The following is a 25,468-nucleotide window of genomic DNA, read 5'->3' on the forward strand; positions in this document are numbered from 1 at the left end:
GTGCAGCGGCGCTACGGCACTGGGGCGCCTCGGTGTTGCCCGGCAGCCTGTCAACAGGCGATTTCCCGATCATTGCTCGAATGTGAACCCGGTGTTACCTGGTGGTTCTGTGGCGCGACTCACGTTGTGAGAGCGGGGCGGGCGGGGTACGGAGCCCAATTCGGACGCCGTGCCGGCCCCTTCGCGGCGGCCGCCGGCCTTCCCTCCGTGAAAGCCGGCGGCCGAGCCTCGAACCGTCGCCTCGGTCAGCCGACCTTCTCGATCAGCGCACGGCGGATCAGGAACTTGCCGGGTTCCCGGACCTGTTCGAAGGCCGCGTTGTTGAGCAGCACGCAACTGCCGGAGACCGACGTGACCTTCACCGTCGTGGACTTGTTGTTGTCCAGGTTGGTGACCTTCAGCGTGGTTCCCGCCGGGAACTGGTTGCTGGAGGCGGCCGGCGTGCCGGCCTCGCCGGAGAGCGTGACGGTCGAGCCCTTGCAGACCTGCTGCCCGGAGGCGGCGGTGCCCCCGGTGTTACCGGTGTTGCCGGTGGCCGCGCTCTTCGAGGGCGCTGCCGTGGCGGTCTGGCCGGTCTGGCCCGTCTGCGTACCGCTCGCCGCCTGGGAGCCCTGAGCCGACTCCCCAACGACGCAGCCGGACGCCTTCTGCTGCACCTTGATCTGCGCGATGACCGCCTCGCGGTTGGCGATCCGGGCCGACGACTGGGCGTCCGGGTTCGCCTTCTGGTCGGCGATGAACTTCTGGTTGTTGCCGAGGGCCGTGGCCAGCCCCGAGCAGACGGTCGAGTCCGCGGCGGACGACAGTGTCTTCGCGCTCTGCGAGGTCTGCGAGGCGTTCGAGGTGGACGCCAGGACGAAGGCCCCGCCGCCGGCCACGGCTGCGGCACCGACCAGCAGTGCGATCGACTTCTTGGCGCCGAGAGTTCTCCTACGCGACATGCGCGCCTCCTCAAAGGGGGGTGGGGGAGCGTACGTCGGTAGGTACGAGATGCCGAACGTCGTTACTCAGCGGTTACAGGAGTCACTGAAGTAACCTGCGTCACACTTGAGTTGAGCGCTGTTCAGCTCTTGCTCCTGGTCAGCGCTTCCTGTACGGCCTCGTCGGTGCGGGCGACGACCGCCGTGCCGTCGTCGGCGGTGATGATCGGCCGCTGGATGAGCCTGGGATGCTCGGCGAGGGCCGCGATCCACCGGTCGCGCGCGCTCGCGTCCCGCGCCCACTCCTTCAGCCCCAGCTCCTTGGCGACCGCCTCCTGGGTGCGGGTGACGTCCCACGGTTCGAGCCCGAGCCGTTCGAGGACGACCCTGATCTCGTCCTCGGTCGGTACGTCCTCCAGGTAGCGGCGGACGGTGTAGTCGGCCCCCTCGGCGTCGAGCAGACCGATCGCGGTGCGGCACTTCGAGCAGGCGGGATTGATCCAGATCTCCATGCGGGGAACGGTACGCGGGCCGCCGCCGAGGAGTGCTCTGTTCGAATTCGGGGGAGTGTCGTGGGAACCCCTCACGCACATCGCGCCCCACCTGAAAAACCCATCTCCACCTGGCTGTTCGGCGCCTTTACGGACTGTCTCGTTGTCAGTCCCGGCCGGTACACTGGAAGCAGTGTTCGAGAGAGTCGCCGGGGTGTCCGGAGGCCCTCTGACCGCGACAGGAGGATGCCTGTGCCCGCTGCCGCACTGAAGCCGAAGCCGAAGTCCCTGCCGACCCAGTCCACCGCGAAGCATGCGGTCCTGCTCGACTCGCCGTACGCGCCGGCGGAGAAGCGCCCGCTGCCGGCCGGGCGGCCACGAGAGTGGTATGTCACACACAACCGCCGCCTGAAGGCCATGCGCCTCGCCATCGCCCTGCTCGACTCCGGCGTCTACCTGCCCAACCAGGCGCGCAACGAGACGATACGGAGCACGGCGGAGAGCATCGGCATCCACCCGCCGTCGGACACGACGTGCCACATGGTGCGGGCGCTGATGCGTTACTCGCGCTGAGCCGGTGGTGCCGGGTGCCGTGCGTTTGCGGCGGCGCCCGGCACCTGGCGATTGAGGGCCCTTGTGGTCCGGCTGCGGGCCGGTGGGGGTTGCTCGCGCAGTTCCCCGCGCCCCTTACGGGGCGCTGCAGTCGCGTCAGCTTCCTAGCTGCGGGCAGGCGTGCCGCAGGGCGGCACGGGTGGGCGCAGCGGCACCCTGCCAGCGCCGGTAAGCGACCCCACCCCCCGGCTCTCACCCGCTCAGCTCCCGTTCAACCGGCGTACGGAACCGCGGCGTGACCTTCGCCGTGCCCACCCATCCGCGCAGCCGCTCCGCCTCCGCCGCGATCGCCTGCTCGGCCTCTCTCCCGATGCCGGGATCGAGGATCCGCCAGACGATCTCGCCGTCCCGGCGCTGCGCCCAGCCACCCACCACCAGCCCGTTCCACCACACCGTCGGCCCCACGTTGCCGCTTCTGTCGAAGAGAAGCGGCCGGAGCTCCGGCGGCAGGTACCAGTCCCGCTGCTGCCATGCCATGGCCGTCGGGTCGAGGGCGGGGAGGAGGGCCGCCCAGGGGCGGGACGGTTCGGTGACCGGCGGCAGGTCCCCGGCCGTCACGTACCCCGTGTCGCCCTCGTCCAGCGTCACCGGCTGCGCTCCGATGGCGGTCAGCGCGCGGCGGACCTCCGTCACCCGCCACCCCGTCCACCACTTGAGGTCCGCTTCCGTGGCCGGGCCGCAGGCGTGCAACCAGCGGTCCAGCAGGACCGCCTGGGCCGCTGCCGGGTCCAGCTCCGCATGGTCCGGCGCCGGTGCCCAGCGGAACTGGCTGGACGTCCAGGAGCCCAGCGGGCGGCCCCGCACCACCTTGCCCTCCACGCCCAGGACCTTCAGCAGGCGCGTGGAGACGGTGTGGACGCCCTCGTAGCTCTTGCCCGCGGCGTACGCGAACTGCTCGCGCAGGCGTGGTTCGGCGGCCGCCAGTTCCGTCGCCGTCGCCTGGCCGAGCCGGGCCAGCGCGGCCAGCGCCGCGGACTCGACCTCCGCGAGCCAGGCCGCGTCCGGGGCACCGGCCAGCGCCATGTCCTTCAGCAGCTTGGCGCGCTCGCGGGCGGCCACCGTCAGGCCCGTCGACGCGTGGACGACCGCCGTGAGCTCCGCGGGGAAGACGAACACCGTGTGCCGCATGCCGTGCATCCGCACCAGGGCGCGGTCCTCGTACAGGGCCCGCTCCGTCTCCGGCACGGTCTTCGCCGCCTCGGCCAGCCGCGCCCCCACCGCCAGGTACACCGTCGCCGGATCCGAGCCGTGCAGCGCCACCAGCGCCTCGGCGACCTCCGCCGGCGCCGTCGCCCGCGCCGGGCCCGCCAGCAGGTGGCGCACCGCCAGCCGGGCGCGCCGCTCCGTCACCCCGATGTGCCGCCGTCCGCCGCTCATGCCGACCTCCCCGTGGACTCCTGACCGCATCCTGCCCGATGCCACTGACAATCACCTGTTCGGCGGGCTCGGCATGCGCCGGCCCCGGTATCTCCCTTTCACTGCGATCAGCAGGTGACGGAGGGAGCAAGTCGCCAGAGGGAGCCAGTCGACAGAGGGGAGTGCCGTATGACCGCACCCGCCGACCGTGCCGCCCGCGGCAAGGCCGCCCGCAAGCGGGCCCCCCGCTCGGCCCACGCCTTCTGGCTGCCGTCCGTCGACCGCCCCGACCCCGTCGCCGTACTGGAGCGGCAGGGCCGCGACCGGCTGCCCGAACTGCTGCCCATCCGGTACGGGCGGATGGCCGCCTCGCCCTCCGCCTTCCTGCGCGGCGCGGCCGCCGTGATGGCCGCCGACCTCGCCGCCCAGCCGCACACCGGGCTCACCGTGCAGCTCTGCGGAGACGCGCATCTGCAGAACTTCGGGCTCTACGCCTCTCCGGAGCGGTCCCTGCTCTTCGACCTGAACGACTTCGACGAGACGTTCCCCGGGCCCTTCGAGTGGGATGTCAAACGGCTCGCCGCCTCCGTCGCCGTCGCCGCCCGCGAGAACGGGCACGGCGATCCCGCGGCCCGCGCCGCCGCCCGGGCCGCCGTGGCCGCGTACCGGACCGCCATGCGGCGGCTGGCCGGGCTCGGGGAACTCGCCGTCTGGTACGAGCGGGTCGACACCGACAGCCTGACGGCCCTGGCCCGCTCCGCGCGCCGCCGGCGCCGGATCGAGGACACCCTCACCCGGGCCCGGCGCCGCACCAGCCTGCACGCGCTCGGCAGGCTCACCGAGACGACCGGCGGACAGTGCCGCATCGTCAAGGACCCGCCGCTCCTCGAACCCGCCGGCGCCTCCGACATGGCCTCCCTGCGCAAGACCTTCAGCGACTACCGCTCCACCCTCGCCGGGGAGCGCCGCCTCCTCCTCGACCGCTACCGCTTCGTCGACGCGGCCCGCAAGGTCGTCGGCGTCGGCAGCGTCGGCACCCGCTGCTTCATCGTCCTGCTGGCCGGCCGGGACGTCGACGACCCGCTGTTCCTCCAGATCAAGGAGGCCCGGACGTCCGTACTGGAGCAGCATCTGCCGAGCGGGCCCTACTCCCACCACGGCCACCGGGTCGTCGCCGGGCAGCGGCTGCTCCAGGCCGCCGGGGACATCTTCCTCGGCTGGATGACCGGCCCCCAGGGCCGCTCCTTCTACTGGCGCCAGCTGCGCGACATGAAGGGCTCCGCCGAGGTCGCCGCCATGGACCCGAAGGGCCTGCGCGGCTATGCCACGCTGTGCGGTACGACCCTGGCGCGTGCCCACGCCCGCTCCGGTGACCGCATCGCCATCGCCGCCTACCTGGGCGGCACCGACACCTTCGACCACGCGATCACCGACTTCGCCCTCGCCTACGCCGACCAGACCGCCACCGACCACGCCACCCTCGGCGCGGCCGTGACGGCGGGTGTCCTCACGGCGGCGCCGGGGGTCTGAGCCGGCCGTGCCGGTTCAGCCGTGCTGCTTGAGCAGCATCGTGACGAACTCCCGCCGGTCGTCCGGGTGCTCGCTGAACCAGAGGCCCAGCCGGTGCTGTGCGTCCGGGAGTTCGAGGCGGGTGTACCGGGACCGGGTGCGCAGGGCGTCCTGGACGGCCGCCGTGACCTGCGGCGGGATCACCGCGTCCGTGCCCGGCACCGCGAGCACCGCACGGCCCGCGTACGAGCGCAGCGCCTCCAGGGCGGGTGAGGCACGCCAGGCGTCCGGGGTGCGGATGAGCTCGGTGAAGCGGCCGGTGCCGTCGCCGAAGGGGACGTCCCAGGCCTTGGGGGTGTAGACCGCGGGGGAGCACAGGCCGATCGCCGAGGCGCGGTCGCCGTGGTGCCGTACGAGATCCGCGACCGTCTGGCCGCTCATGCTGAACCCCACCAGGATCAGCGGGCGGTCCGGCTCCACCTGGGCGTCGATCACCGCCGCAGCCTGTTCGAAGCGGCGGCGCAGGCTCAACTCCGCGCGGGCACCGGTGCTTTCGCCGTGGCCCGAGAAGTCGAAGGCCAGGGCGGGGCAGCCGTGGGCGGCGAACTCCGCCAGCAGCGGGCGCAGTCGCCGCTCGCTGCCGTTGCCGGCGCCGTGCAGCAGGACGGCGACCGGTCCGCCCGTACCGTCCGGACCGCCCGCGGCCCGGGCACGGACCCCGCTGAGCCGCTCGCCGTCGTACTCGTGGGTGAAGTCGGTGAGTTGAAGCATGCCGCACATTCACCCACGGGTGCGCCCCCGCGTGCACGCACGAAAACGGGATGCACGCCGAGTGACCGGCTCCCTACGCTGGAGAAGCGTTGCGGAGTGGTCCACCACCGCTTTCCGAAGGGCCGGCCGCGCCCCCCGGACTCGGGGCTACACTGCCGCGCACCGACGGACGGCCGCCCGTCCCCCGCGTGCCGTCGGATCCGTCGACCGCTCACACACCCACGCCATGGAGACCCGTCATGGGCACCATCGTCCTATCCGGAACCGTCGTCCTGGTCATCCTCGGATTCGGCAACCACAACTGGTGGCTCGCCGCCGTCGCCCTGCTCTTCCTGTACGTCCAGTACGGGCGGGGCTCGTCGTCGGCCTCCTCGTCGGGCGGTTCGTCCGGCGGGGGAGGGGGCATGGCCAGCGACTACAAGACGTACCGCGACCGCCGTGACCAGCAGGCCAAGTGGGAGCGCCGCTACCGCCGCGAGCGCCCCCTGGAGTCCCGGCGCCAGCAGAACGAGAAGGGGAAGCAGGGGAAGCAGGGGAAGTAGGGGAAACAGCGGAAGCAGGCAGCGGGTGCCCCGGCCGGTCAGAGGCCCGGGGCACCCCAGACCGGGAACCAGCGGCTGAGGTCCTGCTCGATCCGCAGGTCGTTCGCGAGCACCGCCTTCACCTGCAACTCCAGCGCGCTGTCCCGCCGTTCACCGGATCCGGGCAGCGGTGCGAAGGGGTAGAACGTCCCCCGCTTGTAGAGGTACACGAGCGCGAGCCTGCGCCCGCGCTCGTCCTCGAAGGCGGCCAGGGAGCAGAGCAGCTGCGGGCCGAAGCCGTTGACCTCCATCGAGCTGTTCACCGCGTGCAGGTCGTTGACCAGCTGCGGAAGCTGGTCGGAGGGGCGCTGCGAGACCAGCCAGGAGTAGCCGTAGTCGTCCTGCCGCAGCTCCACCGGAACGCCGGCGCGGTCCGTGTCCGCGTCGAGGAGTGCCTGGACCTCCCGGTGGGTCTGCTCGAAGGCGGCGCCCTCCACGGTGGCGAAGCACACCGCACCCCCGCCGGTGGGCGTGAACCCGGCCGCGGCCTCCAGCGTCACCGCCGCCGACGGCAGCGCGAACAACTGGTCGAGATCGGGCGCGACCGGCTTCGTACGGCCCAGCAGGATGTCCAGGAACCCCATGCTCACCCGGCCTTTCCGGGCGTCGCCGCCTCACCCAGCTCCGCCGAGATCCGCCCCAGCTGCTCCAGCCGCTGCTCCAGGGACGGGTGAGTGGAGAAGATGCGCTCGATGCCGGGCTCCTTGCCGGTCGCCGGGGTGAAGTAGAACGCGTTGAAGGCCTGGGCGGTGCGCAGGTCCTTGGTCGGGATCCGGGCGATCTCACCGGAGACCTTGGTGAGCGCCGAAGCCAGCGCGGAGGGCCGGCCGGTGAGGTGGGCGGCGGCCCGGTCGGCGGCCAGCTCCCGGTACCGGGACAGCGCCCTGATCAGCAGGAAGCTGATCGCGTACACGGCGGCGGAGACCCCGATGATCGCGGCGAACACGGCGGCGGTGTTCTGGTCCCGCCGGCCGCCCCCGAAGAGCTGTGAGTAGAACGCGAACCGCACGATCAGCCCGGCGATGACCCCGAGGAAGGACGCGACCGTGATCACGGCGACGTCCTTGTGGGCCACGTGCGACAGCTCGTGCGCCAGCACGCCCTCCAGCTCGGCGGGCTCCAGCCGCCGCAGCAGCCCCGTCGTCACGCACACCACCGCATGATCGGGGTTCCGGCCGGTGGCGAACGCGTTCGGCATGTCCATCTCGGAGACGGCGACGACCGGCTTCGGCATGTCCGCGATGGCACACAGCCGGTCCACCACGGCATGCAGCTCGGGATACTCCTCCCGCTCCACGACCCGCCCGCGCATGGCGTACATCGCGATCCGGTCGGAGAACCAGAACTGCGCCACGAACATGGCGCCCACCAGGACGACGACCAGCAGCCACGACTTCAGCAGCACGATCAGCGCGGCAACGAAGCCGACGTACAGCAATCCGAGCAGGAACAGCGTGACCGTCATCCGCACGGTCAACCGCCGGTCGCTCCGGAAGCGGCTCTGCATCTTGCACCACCCCGCAGTCAGGCACTCGTCCCGCTGTCCAGTGTGCACCTGCCGAGAGCAATGAGAAGGCTCCGAAAACGCCTAGTAGCGGCAAAGGCTCAGGCCGGCCCGTTCCAGCAGCGCCGCCGCTTCCTCGGACCCGAGCGGCACGTCCGGCGTCGGGTGCCACTGCCGGACGGACCGCTCGGCCCAGCCCCGCAGTTTCACGTCCGGGTCGTCGAGCAGCGCGACCGCGGCCCGCAGCCGTACGAGTCCGCCCCGCCCGTCCAGCAGCCGGAACGCGGCGACCCGCGCATGCCGCGCCCGGCCGGCCGCGAGCCGGTCCATGAGCCACCCCGCGTCCAGCGACCCGGCGGACGGCAGCAGGCTCACGGTCGCCTCCCGGACGACACCCGGAGCCGGGTCGTCGAGCAGCTCCCGGAACCGTCGTACGTCCGTGACGTCGAGGATCCGCAACCCGGCCACCGCGCCCGCCCGCACAGCGGGTGAGGGGTGGGCGAGCAGCGGCACCAGCAGCTCGGCGTCCGCCCGCGCTCCGCACTCGGCCAGCCCCACGACCGCGCCGGACGGCAGCGCCGGGTCGCCGGCGTCGGTGACCCGGCGCCGGTACCAGGGCAGCGGATCGGTTCCGTACTGCCGGACCACGTAGCGCGCACAGGCGCGTACGACGCCGGACCGGTCGGCGAGAAAGTCCGCCGCCCGCTCCGGTCGCCCGGCCCGCCGCAGTGCCGTCACCCCGATCGACCGGACCCGCGGCCCGCGCGCGGCGAGCAGCGGTCCGAGCACGTCGTCGGCGTCCGCACCCTCCGGCAGGAGGGCCACCGCGGCCTCGGCGCAGAGTGTCTGGACGGTGGGATCGGAGTCCTGGGCGGCGGCCCGCGCCAGCTCGGCGGCGGACAGCCTCCCCTCCGCCACGGCCAGGCGGTGGGCGAAGCGACGGACGGTACGGTCGCCGTCGGCGCGCAGCCGCCCGAGCTGCTCGTGCGACGCGCCCCGCAGGACGTCGCCGAGCACCTCGACGGCGAAGTCCCCGCGCCCGCGCCGGCCGAGGAGCAGGACCAGGGGTGCGAGCGGGACGGCGGCGTCCGCGTCGAGGGTCTCGCGCAGCAGGTCCCGGGCCCGCTCCCGTACCGGCGCGACCCAGTCGGCACAGCGGACGACGACCAGCGGCAGCAGTCCGGGGAAACGCGCCGCCCGCTCCAGCGCCGCCGCCCTGATCCGGCCGTCCCCATGGCAGAGGGCCAGCGCGGCCCGCGACTCGGTGAGCGCGTCCCTGCGCTCGCCGTCGATCTCGGCGCGACTCGGCAGCGCGTCACGCAGCCTCCAGGACCGGGCACCGGCGTCCAGGGCGAGCCAGCCGAGCGGATCGGCGCCGTCGAACACGTCGCTCGGCGCGGCCCCCTCGGCAAGCCGCAGCGCCACGGCCTCGCCGTCCCCGTACTCCTCGCGCATCCCCGTGCTCCGTTCCACCTGGCGTTCGGGTGATGTTAGACGGCGGGGCGGACGCGGCTCGCGCCGATTGCGCGGGGCCCACGACGGGCCGGTGCGTCGGGTTCCTAGTACGGCGACCGTGTCTGTATGTACCCCAGCAACAGGATCACCGCCGCGACACACCCCAGCACCACCGCCGTCGACACCCACGACGACCGGCGCGGTGTCACCGGCCCCGGATCCGCCCGGAACGGCGCCGGGGCCGGGGGGTTCTCCTTCCAGCGGGCGGCCAGCATCCGGGCCCGCGCGGACGGCTCCTTGTGTTCCGCCTCGGCGGCCCACCTGAGGTCGAACTCGTGCTTCTCGTCGTCCTGTTGGGACATCCCGGCTCCCCCGTCTCGAACATCAGTACCGACGCACGATACGACGACGCCCCCGCCCTGAGAAACAGGAACGGGGGCGTCGACGGCCGGAACGGCGCCTGTCACACGTCGAAGAAGTGATGTTGCAGCGGTGCTGCCTTGGAGCCCTGTTCGCAGGGTCGCTCTGACCAGTCAGAACGTCGTCGTTGTCTGTCGTTGTTGGTAGTCGTTGGCCGTCCCCGGACGGCCCAGGGACGGCCCGGCGGATGCGAGTTGCCCGCGACATGCCCGCAGCGGCTTTCAAGACCGCGGAGCGCGACCCACCGCGAGCAAGTGGGAGCTAGCAGCGAGCAGCTCCGGGTACGGTTCAGCCATCCGCGCGGCTTCCATAGCTGAGGCGATCAGCTCATCGGTAGGGCCTTCGCCAGGCTGCTGCTCGACAGCCTTCACGAGCGACCATGCCGGACCTTCGATCCCGAAGACTTCCACGTCAGTGAGCCCGGCCTCGCGAAGCTCATCCGCAAGTTCCTCTGCACGATGGAAGTACGCCAGAGTGAAGTGCGCTCCGTCGTGCACGGCTGTGCGAAGAATCTTGGACACCGGCTCACGCATGCGCTCCGTGTGCAGGTGGGCGTACGTGACGTGTTCGAAGAGCGAGGCGTAGCGGTTGATCGCTGCTGCGGCCACCAGTCCATCGGGTTTCACTACGCGGCGCGCTTCCCCGAGAGCCCTACGGCGGTCAACCGCGTCGGGCAGATGATAGAGCGGCCCCAAGAGCTGGACGACGTCGAAGCTGTTGTCGGCTGCTTCTAGGGCCCGCGCGTCTCCGATCGCTGCGGAGCAAATCGCGGACGCCTGCTCTACGTGACGGGGGACGGGGTCCACCAGCGACACCGTGTACCCGTCCTTGACCAGCCACTCTGCGTGCACCCCCGGCCCGCCGCCGACGTCCAGCACGCTCGCGGGCGCCGCCGGCAGAAAGCGGCGCAGGAGTTCCTTGGTCCGGGCCAGCTCAAGGCGCCCATCGGCTGAGCGATGCAGGCGTCTGCTCTCGTCCACGGTCTCGCTGTAGAAGCGCAGAACGGAGGGAGCCAATCCGAAATTAGACATAGCGGCAGTATGCTGTGTACCGGTGGACCAGTCCAGCAAGGTGGCAGCAAGAAGGGCAGTCATGGCGCTACTGAAGTACGAGGAGATTGCGGAGTCGCTACGGGCCCGCATCGCCGCGGGCGAATTCGGTCCTGGTGAGATTGTGCCGTCTGGGCGCGACCTTGCGGAGCAGTGGTCGGTTTCCCGCGCGACGGCCATCAAGGCGATGGATGTGCTGCGGAACGACGGCGTTGTCGTGGCCAAGCAGGGGACGGGCTTTGTCGTGACGGAGACGCCCGTCGCGCGGCCGGCGGGAGCACGACAGGCGGGCTCCACCCGCGTCACCGGGGGTATGCCCTTCCTGCGTGTAGGTGAGCCGGATTGGGCTGAGCCGCCCGAACGGGTGGCGGCGGTACTGGGCATGGCTCCGGGCGTCTCTGCCCTGCGGCGCATCCGGATTCACCAACTCCCGGACGGAAGCCCGCACAGCTACGCCGAAGCATGGTTTCCGCCTGAGGTTGCGGAAGCGTCCCCCCGCCTCGCGCAGACCGCCCCCATCCCAGAAGGGACGACTCGATACGTACGGCGACAGACCGGCCGCTTCCCCTCGGAGGGGGTGGACGTGACCACGGTTCGGCTGGCCACGGAGGACGAAGCTCGCCACCTGGGTCTATCTGTGGCAACGGCGGTTGCCGTGGTACTGCACACCGCCTATGACCAAGAGGGGCGTCCACTCGTATGCGAGGAGGGCGTCACACCCTCCCCTCACTACGAACGGGTAGATACATATGCGATGTAGGTCGAAGTTATCCATAAAGAAGCTGGACCGGTCCGCCGGTCCAGCTTTTTTGTTTCCTCTTTCTCTTCGCTGACCTGCATGGATCGTCAGATCGCCGCGGCCTAACGGGACTTGGCAGTTGACTGGACCGGTCCACCGGTCCAGTCTATGGATGTGCCCGGAGGAAAGCCCGCAGGGGTGAGTACGACAGGCGCAGGAGGGCCCTCTTTGGGCTGCTCCGAACAGGGCGGTGAACGCTGCAAGGCCGCCCGCTAAGGCCCAGGTGAAACAGGGTTTCGGCCCGTACTGGGGAGGTGGCCCGGCGACCGCGAGCAACGGCCGGAGAGTGGGGACACGGTCCCCCTTGCAGTGCAACATCCCCTGTCATTTCGCCTGGTTGGAGGCTTCGTGTGCCGACGACAGCTTTGGGCGCAGTCGTGATGGATCGGCCGGCGGCGCCAGCGCTTCAGCCCGGTTCGTGAGCGGAACGCGCGCCCGCGACCAATCCGATCCGTCTCTTCAGCCCGCCAATCGCAGCGGCTAGCGCTGCGGCCGGTTGCCTCTCTCGCCCGTCCGGCTCCGCACGGTGTGCGGTGGTCGTACGGGCGGGGGCGTGGGGAGCCGGATGTTCCGACTTCAACGGCGTGCGGCTCCCGGGGTGCCTCCCGGGAGCCGCTGTTCGGGCCGTTCACCTGGTTGAGAGGAACACGACCCATGAAGATTGTCCCCCGCCACAGCCTCAGTCAGCAGCAGTTCAGCGACCGCGCACTGACGGGACGGGACGACGGCCCGACGGCCGCGGAACTGGACGCCATCGAGCGCGAGATGCCGCTGATCACCGCGGAAGTCGAGTTGCTGGACGTTGAGATTTCCCTGATGGACCGGACGCCGACGGAGGTGGACCACAAGCGTCTGCGCCGCGCGCAGCACAAGGTGCTGAACGAGCGGACCGCGCTGGTCAACCGCAGCGTCACGAGGGAGGCGGCGTGATCCGCATCGTCACCGCGGCGCGTCTGCGCCGGATGAGCGAGTCGACCGAGCAGGCCAGTGCCCGCGTCCGGGAGATCCAGGGGCAGGCGGATGCCGCGAACAGCCGGCACGTCCGCGAGGCGTGGAACCTGCTCGCGCGGGCCGAATCCGCGGAGAGCGACGCTGCGATCCTGCGGGAGATCATCCTTCACCTGGAGGATGCCCTGGAGGCCGCGCGAGCCGATGCGTCGGAGCAGGGTGACCAGGCGCGTGCGCTGCGCAAAGAACTGGACGTGCAGCAGAGCGGCGCGCTGGTGCTGCTGCTCCACTACGGCGAGCCGCACAGCATCCACGCCAACCACGCCGACGCGCACGCCTACACCGCCACCCACGGCGTGCCCGTGGACACGTGGGGCCCGCGCAGTGAACGCCCCGCCGCGGACGTCAACTGGGTGAGCGTCCCGTTCATCCGGGATGAGGCAGTGAAGGGCTTCCGGTCGGTGGAGGTGCGCTCCCCGGAGAGCTGGGAGGGTGCGGCATGAACGGTGTTCAGATCCGTTCAGCGGAGCGCGCGCTGTCGGTCGGCACCTGGCTGATCGTGGCTGGCGCCATGCTGTACTCGATCTTGACGGTCACTCCGCTGATGGCCGCGCACACCCCGGCCCGGTGGGGCTGGACGGCCCCGATCCTGCCGCTCGTGGTCGATGCCGCGGTGGTCATCTGTGTCCGCCTTGACTCCGTGCTGGCCCGGCTGGGTGGGCACGGCGGGGCGTGGCCGGTGGCGCTGCGGTGGATGACCGGTGTGATGACGCTCGCGCTGAACACTGCCGACTCCGGACTGAGGAAAGACCTGGTCGGCGTGGCTGTGCACGCGGTGGCTCCGCTGCTGCTGATCGTCACGGCGGAGACCGGTCTCGCCTACCGCCGCGCCATCACCACGGCCGTCACGGCTCTGGAGGAGCGGCAGCGCGCAGAGCGGGAGCGTCGCGAGCAGGCCGCCCGCGACCGCGCGGATGCGGCCCTGCTGCGTCAGCGTGAGGAGCGTGAGCACGCGGCGATGTTGGCGCGTGAACAGCGTGAACATGAGGCCCGGCTCGCGTGGGAGGCGGGTGAGCGCGAGGAGCGCCGCCGCCGCGAGGAGCGCGAGCAGCAGGCCGCCCGCGAGCAGGACGCGCGGGCTGAGCGTGAACGCCGTGAACACGACCGTGAACAGCGTGAGCGCGAGGAGCGTGAGCGTGAACAGCAGGCCGCGCAGCAGGCCCGGACGGAGTTTCGGGAGCGTGAGGAGCGGGCCCGCCGTGAACGCGTAGCGCTGCTCCAGCGCGGGCCGGCCGCGGGCAAGCTCCCCGAGGACGACGCCCGCGCGATCACCGCGGCCGCCTTCACCGAGGGCATGGCGGTCCGGGCTGCTGCGGAGTTGTGCGGCTGGTCGGTGGGCTGGGTGTCCGCCCGTTACGCCGAACACCGCGACCCCGACAACGGCGGCGCCGAACTGGCCATCGCCAGCCGCTGACGAACAGCCGCCCCGCATCGGCAACCGGCTGTCAGCTGATCTTGCGCAGCACCCCAACCACACCCCTTTTGACCAAGGAGTTTCCTGCTGTGTCCAGCCGTACCCGCGCCCGCCGCCGCACGGCCGCGAGCGTCCACTCCATCCACATCCCGCGCCAGCGCGGCCGCCGCGGCTCCCAGCCGTTCATCGTCGTCGTCCCCGAACACCCCTCCCTGACCCGGGAGGCGTTCGGGTTCGCCGGCCGCCTGCTGTGGCGCTTCCGCTCCGCGCTCGCCCCGACCCTGCTCGCCCTGCTCGCGCTCGCCCTCACCGCCGTCATGCACGCGCTGAGCTGCTGGTACGGGCTGGTGTTCCTGCCCGTGGCGCTGGCTCCGGCCGCGTGGCTGGGCATCATGCACGTCCGCCGGCCCCGGTCCGGCAGCACCCTCTACTGGCGGATCACCGCCTCCGCGGCCGTGACGCTCGCGGTCATCTGGCTGCTGCTGGCAGCCGTGTTCGGGCCGTTCGCGGGCCCGCTGGAGGGCATCTGGCTGTCCGGGTGGATCCTCGCTCAGGCCGCCTGGCTCATCGTCCGTCGCTCGCTCTGACCTGAGGAGATTGCCAGATGGCTGACAACGGATCCGCCAACCGGGCCAACAACCGCCGCTACCGCGAGGCACAGCAGGGGAGCAGGCCGCGGATCGATGAATCCAACGGCGCCTATGCCAAGTCGTCGGTGAACAACAAGACCTGGTTCGCGCCCGGCTTCACCGTCAACGTCAACGCCAGCAGGAACACCAACGGCGGCGCCGCGGGCGGCGGGAACGGCGGCCGCTCGCACGCCGAAGCCCTGCTCCCGGCCCCGGAGTTCACCTCCCCCGCGCAGGTGCGGAACTACTGCAACAGCCTCCGGGCCGCCGCGGTGACGCTCTCGATCGAAGTGGCCATGGGTGCCGAGATCCTCAAGGGCGTTCTGGAGGTGGTCCCCGACCCGGAGGGACGGCCGTTCGGCTCCCGCTCGCGGGCCCGGAAGGTGTCCCGCAAGCTCCAGAAGTCCGCCGACGCCCTGCGGGACGCAGCGAAGAACGCCGCCGCCACCTACGCCACGTTCCAGCAGCAGTACGAGGAAGAGATCAACCGGGTCCGTCACCGTGCCCGGCGTCCGCAGCAGCCCCAGATCAACTGGGCCCAGCAGTAAGAAGGAGGTTGCTCGATGGCTGAGCGCACCCAACAGCAGCAGTTGGCCGAACTGCTCGAAGCACAGCTCCAGGGCGGCTCCGACGCGGGCGGCGTGGGCAAGTACCTGCTCCACCGGGCCAAGCCCCATCTGCCCCCGTGGCTCGGGTGGGCCGGCGTCGGTCTGGCCGGGACCCTGGGACATCTGCGGTGGGCGGACAGCGCCGCGGCCGGCGTCGGCTTGACGCTCGTCTCGGTCGCGTTGTCGGGGGCGACGTGGTGGGCGGGCCGGTCGACCAGCCAGCAGCGGCGCCTGCACTCAGCCATCACCGTGGCCGCGGGCTCTGCCTGGCTCACCGCGGCGTGCCTGGCCGGGCCCACCGCCGGACCGATCGATGACCTCTACCTGATGGGCGGGCCGGCGGTCGCCCTGTCGTGGAACATCCGGATGGTGCTCCGGCACACCGCCGACCCCACCGGCGAGTCCGGCGACAAGGGGCTGCTGGAAAAGGTCGGCCTGGCGCGCGCCCAGCTCGGGACGGCGAAGGTCGAACCCAACCGCGTGACGGCGCCGTTGGCGGTGGAGGCGGGTGAGCAGACCCACGACGACGTCACCAAGAGCCTGGCCCGGCTCGCGTCCGCGATGGACCTGCCGACGTCCGCCCTCCGCTACACCCCCGACCCCGGCTCCGCGCGGCGCGGTGAGCTGGTGATCGTGCCGGAGGACATGCTCTCCGAAGTGATCGAGTGGGAGGGACCGTCGAACCTGGGTGGCTCGATCGCCGAACCGCTGGTGATCGGCCGCTACGACGACGGCTCCCCCCTCGTGATCTGGCTCCCGGGGGACCCGGAGTCCGGCCGCAACGGCACCCACGTCCTCATCGCCGGCGGCACCGGGTCGGGCAAGGGCGACACCGCGCTGAACGTCCTGTCGGAGATCGTCTCCCGTCAGGACGTCATCGTGTGGTTCTCCGACCCGAAGGCCTTCCAGGACTTCGCCCCGCTCCGGCCCGCGCTGGACTGGGGTGTGGAGGGCGGCACGCCGACGGAGGTACTGGTGGCGGCCGTGGAAGCGGTCATCCCCGCCCGCACCGGCTGGCTGGGGGCGCACGGCTACCGCCAGTGGGTCCCCGAGGCAGCGCAGCAGCAGACCAGCCCGGAGCACTCGTGTCGCGGCGATGGCCGGGCGTGCGGGTGCGAGGGGATGCCGTTCCTGGTCACCTGGTTCGAGGAAGCCGCGAACACCCTGCGCCTGATGGGCGACGACGCGTTCACCGGCATCGCTCAGGAAGCCCGTTCCGCGGGCATGTCGCTGATCGTGTCGCTTCAGCGGCCGTCCTACGACCAGATGTCCACCAGCACCCGCGCGTCCCTGCCGTCCGTGATCGCACTCGGCTGCGACGCACGCGACGAGGGATTCTCCCTGCCGGACGAAGTCCTGGCCGCGGGCGCCCACCCCGGGGCATGGGGCAACCGGCGGCCCGGCTACTGCTACGTCGTCTCTCCGGGCATCCCCGAGGATCGCTACCCCTCCCCGGGCCGCGGCTGGCGCTTCACCCACCGCGCCGTCCCGGTCATGGAACTGCTGGCCCAATGGGCGCAGCGCAACGGCGCCACCGCCGACCCGGTCACCGCGGGCGCGGCCTCCGCGGTCGCGGGCACCGCCTACGCCGGCCGCCCGGCGGACGGCATCGAGCAGCCGCCCGTGCTCAAGGCCGTCAAGGAGGACGACGTGGACGACGCGGGCACGCTGGTGGACCCGGAGGACGCGGGTATCGACCCGGAGGCCGAACTCCCGGAGCCGGAGCAGGGCGACGACGCCCCGATCTTCGGCCAGGAGCAGGGGCACAAGCCCTCCCCGGAGGAAGCCCGCCGACTGTTCGCGGCGGCGCTCGCGGAGTTCGAGACCGAGGGGCGCATGGTGGTCGGTCCGAAGGACTTCACGGACTGGTGCGACCGGCACAACCTCTCCCGCTCCTGGGTCTCCCTCCGGCTCAAGGAAGCCGCGCAGGACGGCCGGCTGGTGCCCACCAACAGCACCGGCCGGTGGCGGATCGTCCCCGTCCCGGTGGCCGCCTGACACCCGTAACGCGTTACGCCTGCCTAACAGCCAAACCCTTAGGCAGGCGCACGCGTTACGGGCCCTAACAGCCGCCGATCACACCCCCTAACACCCGTTCGTAACACCTGCTCGCGGGCCCGCGTCACACCTTGTGCGCGGGCCCGCGGCCGTCCCTGAACGGAGGCCCAGTGACCCTCCCCAACGACCCTGCCGGCCCGCTCCGGCCGGCCGTCCCGATGACCGACGCCGAAGCCGCGGCCGAAGCACAGCGGATCATCGCCGACGCCTACCGACCCGTGCCCGCGGTGCCCACCTCCTACCGGGACGACAGCCCACTGCCCCGGTACGGGAGCGCGCTGCCGGTCACCCAGCAGGGCATCCCGCCCATGTCGCAGAAAGCGACCGACGCAAGCCGCCTGATGATCACCGGAGGACTGGCCACCGTGCCCCCGGGACTGATCGCCATCGGCCTGCTCATCGCCTCGCGGCACGCCGACCCCACCGTCATCGCCCTGCTCCTGGGCGGACCCGCCGTGCCCATCTTCGCGCTCGCCCGGCTGCTGCGCCGGGCCAAGGACGTGGTGCCGCCGGAGATCCACAACCACTACGACGGACCCGTCTACCAGGACCACCGGCACGTCCACTCCACCACCCGCGGTGTGTGGGCCAAGACCACCAACCAGCAGTAGGTCAGGGTTCCGCACCCAGATCCATCCGCATCGCCTGGCGCAGCGCCAGGTGCACTTGGTCGTAGCGGGCGCGGCCGGCGGCGTACTCGTCGCTGTCGGGGAGCAGGCCGTCCGCGACGATGTCCCGGATGTCCCGCAGGCGCCGGAACGTGTCCTCCGCGGGGGACACGACGGACGGCGGTGCGGCGATGGCCAGTTCGTAGCGGAGGCTGACGCAGGGCTCGAACGCGTCCCAGACCGCACGCCTGCGCTGATCAGCGGGCATGTCCCGCTCGCGTGCCATGAGGCTGCACGTGTGCCGCGCCTTGGCCAGGGCGGCGAGATACGAGCCGTACAGCACCCGCCGGGTCTCCAACTGCTGCTCACCGCGGTCGCGCCGCCAGCGCCGTTGGTCCAGGAATCCCGCCGACACGGTGGCGATCCCGCCTCCGACAACCGTGCTGGCCAGCGCTAACCACTCCACAGGAGCACCCCCGAAACCCCGTGTCAGTCACAGCGTGGGGCGGCCCGTTCCGCCAAGAAGCCGGGCCGCCCCGCCCCAGCCGTCCAACTGAACAGTGGAGGTCACCCAGCATGACCCAACTCGGCCCCATCGGGGGCGCCTTGGGGACACGTCTCCGGATCGTCGCGTTGTGCGCCGGCTACGGCGGACTGGAAGCCGCGATCCGGGCTGGTATCGGCGGCCGGGTCGCGGCGTTCGCGGAGAACGACCCGCACGCCGCGGCCGTGTTCGCCGCACGGCACCCCGGGGTGCCCAACCTCGGGGACATCACCGCCGTGGACTGGGAGCAGGTCCGCGACGTGTACCGGCCGGACGTGATCGGGGCCGGTTTCCCCTGCCGCAACATCTCCAACGCCGGACGAAGGGACGGGATCAATGGCCAGTGGTCACGCGTCTGGAAAAACGTCGCTCAGGCTGTGGGCGTCGTTCGACCGCGCTACGTCTTCCTGGAAAACGTGGCGGCGCTCCGCTCGCGGGGGCTGGACGTCGTCGCCCAAGACCTGGCCGCGATCGGGTATGACGCGCGGTGGACATGTCTACGAGCTGGTGACCCCGAAGTCGGTGCCCCGCACCCGCGCGACCGCTGGTTCTGCATCGCCCATCCCGCTGATGCCGACCCCCACCACTGCGGATGGAACAGGCGGCCCGGGCACGTCCCCGAAGCGCCAGGGAGGGATGAACCTGCGCACCGCGGTGACCCTGCTCCCCGCGCCTCCGCCCGAGGAGTGAGTCTGCTGCCCACCCCGGTCGCACGGGACTGGAGGTCGGGCTCGATGCAGCTACTCGGCCCCAACGTGCGACATCTCAACGAGGTGGTCGTCAACCTGCGCCCCACGCCGAAGGCATCGGACGGCCCGCACGGCGGCCCGAACCAACGCGACACCAGCGGGCGCTACTACCTGCCCGGGCAGGCCGTCCGGCTCGATGGTCGATGGATCGCCACGGACGGCACCGACTACGGGCCCGCCATCCGCCGCTGGGAGCACATCACCGGGCGGCTGGCCCCCTGCTCGACCGAACCGGGCACCCGCGGCAACCGCCGCCTGTCGCCGGCGTTCGCGGAATGGATGATGGGCCTGCCCGCAGGCTGGGTCACCGCCGTCCCCGGCATCCCCCGCAAGGAACAGCTCAAGATCCTCGGCAACGGCGTCGTCCCGCGGCAGGCACACCACGCGTACGGCCTGCTACTGGGCACCTCCCTGGCCAGCCTCCGTGAGGAGGTGGCCGCATGACCGCCCCGGCAGAACTGACGCTGTTCGACGCCGACATCGCCCCGGAGCCCATGCCCGGGGCGGTCGGCTACCAGGTCGCCGACACCGCCGCGTACGGCGGTGCGCTGGCCGGGGACGGCTACGGCTGGCTGGGCCGCCTGCTCCCGCCTCCGGTCGCGCTGCCGTGCCCGCGCTGCCGGCGGCCGATGCGCCTGGGTGCGGTGCCGCTGCTGTGGGAGTGCGTCCCCTGCGATGCCCGCGACGAAGGGAGGAACAGCACATGACCAGCACCACCCAGAAGCCGACGCCGACTCCGACGCTCCGGTCGGGGACGCGGCTCACCTACCCGGAGGACTCCCGGCACGCACGCTGCGAGACCTGCGGACTGCCGCGCAACCCGCTGTTCCAGACCACCCCGGAGACCCACCGCATCGAGCAATCCGGGAAACCGGTGCCCGCGCGGGTGTGCCTGCGCTGCTGGGCGAAGCACCACATCGACGCCGACGACGTCTGCCCGCACTGCGGGAAGGACATCACCGAGGAACCGCTGTGGTGACCTACACCCGCACCCACAACGGCCACACCATGACCGTCAACGCCCCCGCGAGCGCCGACGAGTTCGACCCGTCGGCGTTCGCTGCGTTCACCGGGTCGGATCCGGTGCTGGGTCTGGACGTGGAGACCCGGGCCATCGTCAAGGGCGGCCCCGGGCACTTCCGCCCCGACGCCGGAGTCCGCCTGGTGCAGTTCGGCACCCCCACTACCGCGTGGGTGCTCAACCCGCTCATCCCCGAGCAGCAGCAGGCCATCCGCAGCGTGCTGGCGGATGAGCGGCGCCACTTCGTCACCCACACCTCCTACGACGTCCTCGCGGTGTGGTCGGCGTTCGGCATCCCCCTCGGTCAGCGGGTGGTCGACACCCACCTGCTGTCGAAACTGCTGGTGCCCGACGAGCGGGCCGGTCACGGGTTGAAGGAGCTCACCGGCCGCTACCTGGATGACGGGCTGAAGCAGGCGGAAGCCGCCCTGCACGCGCGGATGCGGGCGCTGGCCCCGGTCGGCTCCCGCGCCGGCAACAACCCGGTCGACTGGGGATGGAACCACCTCCCCGCCGACGATGAGGCATACGTGGTCTACGCGGGACTGGACGCCGTCTACGTGCGGCGTCTGCTGCCGCTGCTGCTGGCCCGGTGCACGCCGTTCTCCCACCTGGTGCAGATGGAGGCCTGGCTGGCGGCGCAGTCCACCGGGATCACCGTGCGCGGCCTGCTCCTGGACGTCCCCTACACCCGAAACCTGCTGGAGCAGGTGCAGGGGGAGTTCGACCAGGCTGCAGCCATGATCCATAGCGCGCTGGGGTTCTCGGGGACGTCGCCGCGGTTCGCGGACTGGCTGGAGCAGCAGGTCACCGGGGTGACGCTGCCGCGCACCGACGGCGGGCGCGTGCAGGTGACCGCGGATAGCCTTGCTCAGCTCCAGCAGCAGGTCACCGACGGCGCCGCGACCTTGACCGAGCAGGGCAGGGAGTTGGTGCGGGCGCGGCAGGCGATGGCGGCCACGTCGAACAGCATGTCCAACCTGCGCAGCTTCCTCACGGCCGCCGACGCGTCGGGGCGGGTGCATCCGAAGATCAACACCCTGCGCGCCAAAACGGGCCGCATGTCCATCACCGCCCCCGCGCTCCAGACGCTCAAGAAGCATGATCCGAGGTTGCGGCACTGCTTCCGTGCCGACCCCGGGCACGTGCTGGTGGCCTGCGACTTCTCCCAGGTGGAAGTGCGGGTGGCTGCCGCTCTGTCCCGGGACAAGACCCTCATGGACGTGATCGCGTCCGGGGTGGATCTGCACGACGCCACCGCGACGCTGATGTACGGCCAGGGGTTCACGAAGGAGCAGCGCACGGTCAGCAAGCGGGCCACGTTCGGCACGATCTACGGCGGCGGTGCCAAGGCTCTGGCCGCGCAGACCGGGGTGTCGGTGCGGGTGGCGCGCGGGGTGATCCAGCGCTGGCAGCGCACCTACCCCGACGTGATCCGCTTCGGCAAGGACATCGCCAACGCGACCACCGTGATCACCGGATCCGGCCGCCGCATCCCCGCCGACCCGGACCGGCCCTACGCGAACAGCAACTACGCGATCCAGTCCACCGCCCGTGACCTGCTGGTCGCCTGCGTCTACACGCTCGCCACCGCGCACGGCCTGGCCGGAGCGCTGTGGCTGTTCGTCCACGACGAAGTCATCGTCCAGGTCCCCGAGCAGGACGCCGGACGCGTCCAAGGCCTGCTCACCAGCGTGATGACTACGACCTTCCGCGGTGTCCCGATCGCCGCGGACGCCGAGATTCTCGGCACGCACTGGGGCCGCCTGCCTGAACCGGAGCAGGTGGCTGTGTCTGTATCGGAGCACGTCGGAGCCTAGGAGGGCCCGCCGCCATGCCCATCGGAGAAACCGTGATCACTCTGGTCGGCAACCTCACCGCCGACCCCGAGTTGCGCCACACCAGCGACGGCACCCCGTGGCTGACGTTCAACGTCGCTTCCAACAGCCGCAACTGGGACAAGACCCGCGCCGAATGGGGTGAGGGAAAGACCCTGTTCATGCGCTGCACCGCCTGGCGCTGGCTCGCCGAGAACGCCGACGCCACCCTCAAGAAGGGCGCCCGCGTGATCGTCACCGGAGCGCTGCGCCAGTTCGAGTACACCAGCGCCGACGGCGCCTTGCGGACCGGGTTCGGTCTGGACGTGGAGGACATCGCCGTCAGCCTCCGCTACGCCACCGCCACCATCCACCGCACCAACACCCCCGGCGGCCAGAGCGACCGGCCCAAGGCGGGGGCGAAGAGCGACCCGTGGGCGACCACCGCGGCCGGCGGCCACAGCGACGAACCGCCGTTCTGAGGGTCCTCCCACCTGCTGCAACACGAAGGCGCCCGCGTGACTTTGGCGAGTCGCGGGCGCCTGCTCCGTCCCATCTGAGTGTCCTGGAGGTACTCCAGCATGACCCAATCGCGCCCCGGTGACCAGCGCCCCGGGCCGTTCTGGGCAGCGGCCCGCGCGCACGCCCTCTCCGCGGCCACCCTGCACGGGCTGGCCGTCTTCCCCCTCTCCCGCAGCAAGCTCCCCGCCATCGCCACCGCCCACCCGGAGCCGTCCGCCACCTGCATCGGCCAGTGCGGCGGCTCCGGGCACGGCGTGCACGACGCCAGCGCCGACCCCGCCCGCGTCCGCGAGTTGTTCGCCGCGGCCCCGTGGGCGGCCGGCTACGGCATCGCCTGCGGCACGGCGCCTCACCACCTGTTCGGGCTGGACCTGGACTGCAAGAACGGCGTAGATGGTGTGGCGGCGCTGCGGGCGCTCGCGGCCGGTCACGGTTTTGATGTGCCGCGCACGGTGATGGTGGCCACCCAGTCCGGCGGCTGGCACCTGTGGCTCAAGGCACCCGACGGCGCGAAGATCCCCAACACCGCCGGCCTGCTCGCCCCGGGCATCGACACCCGCGGCTGGGGCGGCTACATGGTCGGCCCCGGAAGCCTCGGGCCCAAAGGCCGATACCGGTTCGCACGGACGTTCAGCCAGTGCGGCATCGCGGAGGCTCCGACCGCGATCATCGACCTTCTGACGGCACGCCAGGCGGCCGTTCAGGAGTTCCCTGGACTGGTGGGCGCGGGAGGGCGCTCAGGGCGCTCAGGTGGCCATCTGGAGCCGTTGGTGCGGTTCGTGCTGAATTGCGGGCCCAACGACCTGAACAACCGGCTTTATTGGGCCGCCCGGAAGGCCTTCGAGTCGGATGACATCACCCCCGACACCGCGACCGCCGAACTGCTGGCCGCCGCCGTGCAGTGCGGGCACCCGGAGACGCCGGCCCGCCGCACGATCGCCAGCGCCGCCAAGGGCGCCGTCCGCACCCGAACGGAGGGCGCATCGTGAGCGAGAAGGGCCCCAGCCAGGCCTCCCAGCTCGTCAGCATGGCCAAAGCGGGCTACACGTTCCTGATGTCCACCGACGGCCGCCCGTATGGCGTGCGCCGCAACGGTCCGAACGTCGCACGCCCCTTCAAGGGTCGCGGCGGTGTCCGGGCGGCGCTGGCGAAGCAGTTCACGGAGGACAACGGCGGCCAAGTGCCCTCCGCGAGCGCGCTGGCGGATGCGATGACCGTGCTGGAGGGCATCGCGGACGCCACCGACCCAGTACGCGTCCACCTGCGCGTGGCCCGGGACCAAGAGCGCACCGTGCTGGATCTCGGCACCGCCGACGGTAAGGCCGTCATCGTCACCGCCGACGGCTGGAGCCTCGCCGACCGTTCCCCGGTGCTCTTCCGGCGCTCCGGAGCCATGGTGCCGCTGCCCGTCCCCGAGCAGGGCACGGACGGCATCGCGCTGCTCCGCGACCTGGTCAACATGGACGACTCCGCCTTTCACCGGCTGGTGGCCTGGCTGGTGGCGTCCTGGATCCCGGACATTCCCCACCCGGTGCTCACGTTCAAGGGCGAGCAGGGCACCGGGAAGTCCTACACCGCGCAGATGATCGTGAACCTGGTCGATCCGTCTCCGGCGTCGAAGCGGTCGCAGCCGCGGGACATCAAGGCCTGGTCGGTGCAGGCGTTCAACTCCTGGGCGCTGTGCCTGGACAACGTGTCCGCGATCCCGCCGTGGCTGTCCGACACCTTGTGCCGGGCCGTCACCGGGGACGGCATCGTGGATCGTGCCCTGTACAGCGATGACGACGTGGTGGTGCTCACCTTCCGCCGGGTGCTGGCCATGACCACCATCGACGCGGGCGCCCTGGCCGGGGACCTGGCGGAACGGATGATGCTGCTCGATCTCCAGCCCATCCCCAAGAGTGCCCGCCGTGGTGAGGAAGAACTGGACGCCGCCTACGCCGCCGCCCGCCCGGCAGTGATCGGCAGCCTGCTGGATCTGCTCGCGTCCGTCCTGCGGGAACTCCCGGCCGTGTCCTTGGAGAGCAAGCCGCGGTTGGCGGACTTCGCCAAGGTGCTGGCCGCCATCGACCGGGTGACCGGCTGGTCGACCTTCGCCGACTTCGCCGCAGCAGCCGAGAGCGTCAACGCCGACGCCCTGGAAGGCGATCCCTTCGGCTCCGCGCTGGTGGCCTTCCTGGACACCCACGGTCCGTGGACGGGTACCGCGGCCCAGCTCATGGACGTCATCCCGCCGCCGGACGGCTACCACCCCCAGTGGCCCAAGGACGCCACCCGGGCCAGCGGCCGGCTCAAGCGGATCGCACCCCTGCTCCGCTCGATCGGCATCGCCTACGACGACACCCAACGCACCCCCGACCGCGCCCGCCAGAGGCTCATCAGCCTCACCCCATCAGAAATGGGGTGCAACACAGCGTCCGCAGCGCCCACAGCGTCCGCACCCCCCGCTGACCTGCACGAACCTGCGGACGCTAGTGCGGACACTGACCCGGACGCAGCGTCCGCACAGCGTCCGCACGACGATCATGCGGACGCTACCGCCCCGCCTGCGGACGCTACGAACCCCTCAGCGTCCGCAACCAACACCCCCACTGACCAGCGCTCCCACAAGATCCCGGACGCTGCGGGCGCTGCGGACGCTGCGATACACCGCACTTCTAATCCGGGACTCCGCTGCCCGAACTGCGAGCAGCCCATGGACCCCGAACTCACCGCCGCTGGCCACCTCGCACACCCCGACTGCTGACGCGGAGGACTCCGTGAGCGACCCGCGCAACACCCTCCGGTCCGGGCTCCCGGACCGCTACCTCACCCCCGACGACATCGCCGAGATCTTCGAAGTTCCCAAAGAGACCGTCTACCAGTGGCGCAGGAAGCACATGGGACCGCCTGGCTTCCGCATCGGCAAGCACCTCCGGTACGACCCGGCCGATGTGCGGGCCTACGTCACCCGCTGCAAGACCGCTGACCGCGGCGCTGCCTGAGCGAACAGCCATCGAACCGTTCAACTCCCCAGGGAGGGT

At 71.4% G+C, this 25,468-nt stretch carries 29 protein-coding genes; 19 read left to right on the forward strand and 10 right to left on the reverse strand.

From position 1 onward, the window contains the following. Positions 1-245 precede the first annotated feature (245 nt). Complete coding sequence (locus KVT45_RS32185; RefSeq protein WP_217552667.1) at positions 246-941, reverse strand: septal ring lytic transglycosylase RlpA family protein; 696 nt, start codon at positions 939-941, stop codon at positions 246-248. Positions 942-1,063: 122 nt separating this feature from the next. Then, complete coding sequence (locus tag KVT45_RS32190) at positions 1,064-1,432, reverse strand: arsenate reductase family protein (RefSeq protein WP_217552668.1); 369 nt, start codon at positions 1,430-1,432, stop codon at positions 1,064-1,066. Positions 1,433-1,663: 231 nt separating this feature from the next. Here KVT45_RS32190 and KVT45_RS32195 point away from each other — a divergent pair, with 231 nt between their 5' ends. Then, positions 1,664-1,984: a hypothetical protein gene (locus tag KVT45_RS32195; protein ID WP_217552669.1), complete on the forward strand. Its 321-nt coding sequence runs from the start codon at positions 1,664-1,666 to the stop codon at positions 1,982-1,984. Positions 1,985-2,215: 231 nt separating this feature from the next. Here the strand turns inward: KVT45_RS32195 and KVT45_RS32200 are convergent, their stop codons facing one another. Beyond that, positions 2,216-3,400 carry a winged helix DNA-binding domain-containing protein gene (locus KVT45_RS32200; protein WP_217552670.1) on the reverse strand — a complete coding sequence of 395 codons (1,185 nt, stop codon included), beginning with the start codon at positions 3,398-3,400 and terminating at the stop codon, positions 2,216-2,218. A 168-nt stretch (positions 3,401-3,568) separates the two neighbouring features. Here KVT45_RS32200 and KVT45_RS32205 point away from each other — a divergent pair, with 168 nt between their 5' ends. Then, positions 3,569-4,909, forward strand: coding sequence for a DUF2252 domain-containing protein (locus tag KVT45_RS32205; RefSeq protein WP_217552671.1), 1,341 nt, complete (start codon positions 3,569-3,571; stop codon positions 4,907-4,909). 15 nt (positions 4,910-4,924) lie between these two features. Here KVT45_RS32205 and KVT45_RS32210 read toward each other — a convergent pair whose 3' ends face one another. Beyond that, on the reverse strand, positions 4,925-5,659 hold the full coding sequence (locus tag KVT45_RS32210) for an alpha/beta hydrolase (RefSeq protein ID WP_254647649.1): 735 nt from the start codon (positions 5,657-5,659) through the stop codon (positions 4,925-4,927). Positions 5,660-5,898: 239 nt separating this feature from the next. Here KVT45_RS32210 and KVT45_RS32215 point away from each other — a divergent pair, with 239 nt between their 5' ends. Then, complete coding sequence (locus KVT45_RS32215; protein ID WP_217552673.1) at positions 5,899-6,201, forward strand: hypothetical protein; 303 nt, start codon at positions 5,899-5,901, stop codon at positions 6,199-6,201. A 38-nt stretch (positions 6,202-6,239) separates the two neighbouring features. On the opposite strand, the gene KVT45_RS32220 is transcribed toward KVT45_RS32215, so the two are convergent. The 5 genes from KVT45_RS32220 to KVT45_RS32240 form a co-directional block, all read right to left on the reverse strand. Next, entirely contained in the window at positions 6,240-6,824 is a 585-nt protein-coding gene (locus KVT45_RS32220; protein WP_089101209.1) for a hypothetical protein, read from the reverse strand. Between the two features lie 2 nt (positions 6,825-6,826). Beyond that, positions 6,827-7,747: a zinc metalloprotease HtpX gene (gene htpX, locus KVT45_RS32225; protein WP_217552674.1), complete on the reverse strand. Its 921-nt coding sequence runs from the start codon at positions 7,745-7,747 to the stop codon at positions 6,827-6,829. Between the two features lie 81 nt (positions 7,748-7,828). Beyond that, positions 7,829-9,199 (reverse strand): HEAT repeat domain-containing protein, encoded by a 1,371-nt coding sequence (locus KVT45_RS32230; RefSeq protein ID WP_217552675.1) that lies wholly within the window; start codon positions 9,197-9,199, stop codon positions 7,829-7,831. A gap of 104 nt (positions 9,200-9,303) precedes the next feature. Continuing rightward, positions 9,304-9,561 carry a hypothetical protein gene (locus KVT45_RS32235; protein WP_217552676.1) on the reverse strand — a complete coding sequence of 86 codons (258 nt, stop codon included), beginning with the start codon at positions 9,559-9,561 and terminating at the stop codon, positions 9,304-9,306. A gap of 279 nt (positions 9,562-9,840) precedes the next feature. Then, on the reverse strand, positions 9,841-10,650 hold the full coding sequence (locus KVT45_RS32240) for a bifunctional 2-polyprenyl-6-hydroxyphenol methylase/3-demethylubiquinol 3-O-methyltransferase UbiG (RefSeq protein WP_217552720.1): 810 nt from the start codon (positions 10,648-10,650) through the stop codon (positions 9,841-9,843). A gap of 61 nt (positions 10,651-10,711) precedes the next feature. Between KVT45_RS32240 and KVT45_RS32245 the strand changes: the two genes are divergently transcribed. The 8 genes from KVT45_RS32245 (at position 10,712) to KVT45_RS32280 (ending at position 17,795) form a co-directional block, all read left to right on the forward strand. Beyond that, complete coding sequence (locus KVT45_RS32245) at positions 10,712-11,428, forward strand: GntR family transcriptional regulator (RefSeq protein WP_217552677.1); 717 nt, start codon at positions 10,712-10,714, stop codon at positions 11,426-11,428. A 693-nt stretch (positions 11,429-12,121) separates the two neighbouring features. Continuing rightward, on the forward strand, positions 12,122-12,397 hold the full coding sequence (locus KVT45_RS32250) for a DUF6284 family protein (RefSeq protein ID WP_254647650.1): 276 nt from the start codon (positions 12,122-12,124) through the stop codon (positions 12,395-12,397). Next, a complete protein-coding gene (locus tag KVT45_RS32255) occupies positions 12,394-12,918 on the forward strand; it encodes a hypothetical protein (RefSeq protein WP_217552678.1) in 525 nt (174 codons plus the stop codon). Before KVT45_RS32250 ends, KVT45_RS32255 begins: the two co-directional genes overlap by 4 nt. Then, positions 12,915-13,889 carry a DUF2637 domain-containing protein gene (locus tag KVT45_RS32260; RefSeq protein WP_217552679.1) on the forward strand — a complete coding sequence of 325 codons (975 nt, stop codon included), beginning with the start codon at positions 12,915-12,917 and terminating at the stop codon, positions 13,887-13,889. Before KVT45_RS32255 ends, KVT45_RS32260 begins: the two co-directional genes overlap by 4 nt. 89 nt (positions 13,890-13,978) lie before the next feature. After that, entirely contained in the window at positions 13,979-14,476 is a 498-nt protein-coding gene (locus KVT45_RS32265; protein ID WP_217552680.1) for a hypothetical protein, read from the forward strand. Positions 14,477-14,493: 17 nt separating this feature from the next. Next, complete coding sequence (gene traA / locus KVT45_RS32270; protein WP_217552681.1) at positions 14,494-15,066, forward strand: plasmid transfer protein TraA; 573 nt, start codon at positions 14,494-14,496, stop codon at positions 15,064-15,066. A 15-nt stretch (positions 15,067-15,081) separates the two neighbouring features. Continuing rightward, a complete protein-coding gene (traB, locus tag KVT45_RS32275) occupies positions 15,082-17,124 on the forward strand; it encodes a plasmid transfer protein TraB (RefSeq protein WP_217552682.1) in 2,043 nt (680 codons plus the stop codon). 170 nt (positions 17,125-17,294) lie between these two features. Continuing rightward, the gene (locus tag KVT45_RS32280) at positions 17,295-17,795 is read left to right on the forward strand and encodes a hypothetical protein (RefSeq protein ID WP_308310923.1); all 501 of its coding nucleotides are present in this window, start codon (positions 17,295-17,297) and stop codon (positions 17,793-17,795) included. A 1-nt stretch (position 17,796) separates the two neighbouring features. Here the strand turns inward: KVT45_RS32280 and KVT45_RS32285 are convergent, their stop codons facing one another. Next, entirely contained in the window at positions 17,797-18,258 is a 462-nt protein-coding gene (locus KVT45_RS32285) for a hypothetical protein (RefSeq protein WP_217552683.1), read from the reverse strand. 110 nt (positions 18,259-18,368) lie between these two features. On the opposite strand from KVT45_RS32285, the gene KVT45_RS32290 reads away from it, so the two are divergent. From KVT45_RS32290 to KVT45_RS32325, 8 genes are all read left to right on the forward strand, one after another. After that, entirely contained in the window at positions 18,369-19,529 is a 1,161-nt protein-coding gene (locus KVT45_RS32290; RefSeq protein ID WP_217552684.1) for a DNA cytosine methyltransferase, read from the forward strand. After that, a complete protein-coding gene (locus KVT45_RS32295; protein ID WP_217552685.1) occupies positions 19,526-19,792 on the forward strand; it encodes a hypothetical protein in 267 nt (88 codons plus the stop codon). The genes KVT45_RS32290 and KVT45_RS32295 overlap by 4 nt, the downstream gene beginning before the upstream one ends. Further along, on the forward strand, positions 19,789-20,064 hold the full coding sequence (locus tag KVT45_RS32300; protein ID WP_217552686.1) for a hypothetical protein: 276 nt from the start codon (positions 19,789-19,791) through the stop codon (positions 20,062-20,064). Before KVT45_RS32295 ends, KVT45_RS32300 begins: the two co-directional genes overlap by 4 nt. Next, positions 20,061-21,926 (forward strand): DNA polymerase, encoded by a 1,866-nt coding sequence (locus tag KVT45_RS32305; RefSeq protein ID WP_217552687.1) that lies wholly within the window; start codon positions 20,061-20,063, stop codon positions 21,924-21,926. Before KVT45_RS32300 ends, KVT45_RS32305 begins: the two co-directional genes overlap by 4 nt. A gap of 14 nt (positions 21,927-21,940) precedes the next feature. Further along, a complete protein-coding gene (gene ssb, locus KVT45_RS32310; RefSeq protein WP_217552688.1) occupies positions 21,941-22,405 on the forward strand; it encodes a single-stranded DNA-binding protein in 465 nt (154 codons plus the stop codon). Positions 22,406-22,504: 99 nt separating this feature from the next. Further along, positions 22,505-23,434: a bifunctional DNA primase/polymerase gene (locus tag KVT45_RS32315; RefSeq protein ID WP_217552689.1), complete on the forward strand. Its 930-nt coding sequence runs from the start codon at positions 22,505-22,507 to the stop codon at positions 23,432-23,434. Further along, positions 23,431-25,191, forward strand: a complete 1,761-nt coding sequence (locus KVT45_RS32320) for an ATP-binding protein (protein WP_217552690.1) — start codon at positions 23,431-23,433, stop codon at positions 25,189-25,191. Before KVT45_RS32315 ends, KVT45_RS32320 begins: the two co-directional genes overlap by 4 nt. 13 nt (positions 25,192-25,204) lie before the next feature. After that, a complete protein-coding gene (locus KVT45_RS32325; RefSeq protein WP_217552691.1) occupies positions 25,205-25,429 on the forward strand; it encodes a helix-turn-helix domain-containing protein in 225 nt (74 codons plus the stop codon). Positions 25,430-25,468: the final 39 nt, after the last annotated feature.

The organism is Streptomyces sp. GbtcB6, from assembly GCF_019091475.1.
GTDB classification, from domain to species: Bacteria; Actinomycetota; Actinomycetes; order Streptomycetales; family Streptomycetaceae; genus Streptomyces; species Streptomyces hyaluromycini.

Bases quoted from the DNA above. Each gene is read 5' to 3' on its own strand.
- KVT45_RS32185 (WP_217552667.1), bottom strand. From the start codon at position 941: ATGTCGCGTAGGAGAACTCTCGGCGCCAAGAAGTCGATCGCACTGCTG.
- KVT45_RS32190 (WP_217552668.1), bottom strand. From the start codon at position 1,432: ATGGAGATCTGGATCAATCCCGCCTGCTCGAAGTGCCGCACCGCGATC.
- KVT45_RS32200 (WP_217552670.1), bottom strand. From the start codon at position 3,400: ATGAGCGGCGGACGGCGGCACATCGGGGTGACGGAGCGGCGCGCCCGG.
- KVT45_RS32205 (WP_217552671.1), top strand. From the start codon at position 3,569: ATGACCGCACCCGCCGACCGTGCCGCCCGCGGCAAGGCCGCCCGCAAG.
- KVT45_RS32210 (WP_254647649.1), bottom strand. From the start codon at position 5,659: ATGCTTCAACTCACCGACTTCACCCACGAGTACGACGGCGAGCGGCTC.
- KVT45_RS32215 (WP_217552673.1), top strand. From the start codon at position 5,899: ATGGGCACCATCGTCCTATCCGGAACCGTCGTCCTGGTCATCCTCGGA.
- KVT45_RS32220 (WP_089101209.1), bottom strand. From the start codon at position 6,824: ATGGGGTTCCTGGACATCCTGCTGGGCCGTACGAAGCCGGTCGCGCCC.
- htpX (WP_217552674.1), bottom strand. From the start codon at position 7,747: ATGCAGAGCCGCTTCCGGAGCGACCGGCGGTTGACCGTGCGGATGACG.
- KVT45_RS32230 (WP_217552675.1), bottom strand. From the start codon at position 9,199: ATGCGCGAGGAGTACGGGGACGGCGAGGCCGTGGCGCTGCGGCTTGCC.
- KVT45_RS32235 (WP_217552676.1), bottom strand. From the start codon at position 9,561: ATGTCCCAACAGGACGACGAGAAGCACGAGTTCGACCTCAGGTGGGCC.
- KVT45_RS32240 (WP_217552720.1), bottom strand. From the start codon at position 10,650: ATGTCTAATTTCGGATTGGCTCCCTCCGTTCTGCGCTTCTACAGCGAG.
- KVT45_RS32245 (WP_217552677.1), top strand. From the start codon at position 10,712: ATGGCGCTACTGAAGTACGAGGAGATTGCGGAGTCGCTACGGGCCCGC.
- KVT45_RS32250 (WP_254647650.1), top strand. From the start codon at position 12,122: ATGAAGATTGTCCCCCGCCACAGCCTCAGTCAGCAGCAGTTCAGCGAC.
- KVT45_RS32260 (WP_217552679.1), top strand. From the start codon at position 12,915: ATGAACGGTGTTCAGATCCGTTCAGCGGAGCGCGCGCTGTCGGTCGGC.
- traA (WP_217552681.1), top strand. From the start codon at position 14,494: ATGGCTGACAACGGATCCGCCAACCGGGCCAACAACCGCCGCTACCGC.
- traB (WP_217552682.1), top strand. From the start codon at position 15,082: ATGGCTGAGCGCACCCAACAGCAGCAGTTGGCCGAACTGCTCGAAGCA.
- KVT45_RS32290 (WP_217552684.1), top strand. From the start codon at position 18,369: ATGACCCAACTCGGCCCCATCGGGGGCGCCTTGGGGACACGTCTCCGG.
- KVT45_RS32295 (WP_217552685.1), top strand. From the start codon at position 19,526: ATGACCGCCCCGGCAGAACTGACGCTGTTCGACGCCGACATCGCCCCG.
- KVT45_RS32300 (WP_217552686.1), top strand. From the start codon at position 19,789: ATGACCAGCACCACCCAGAAGCCGACGCCGACTCCGACGCTCCGGTCG.
- ssb (WP_217552688.1), top strand. From the start codon at position 21,941: ATGCCCATCGGAGAAACCGTGATCACTCTGGTCGGCAACCTCACCGCC.
- KVT45_RS32315 (WP_217552689.1), top strand. From the start codon at position 22,505: ATGACCCAATCGCGCCCCGGTGACCAGCGCCCCGGGCCGTTCTGGGCA.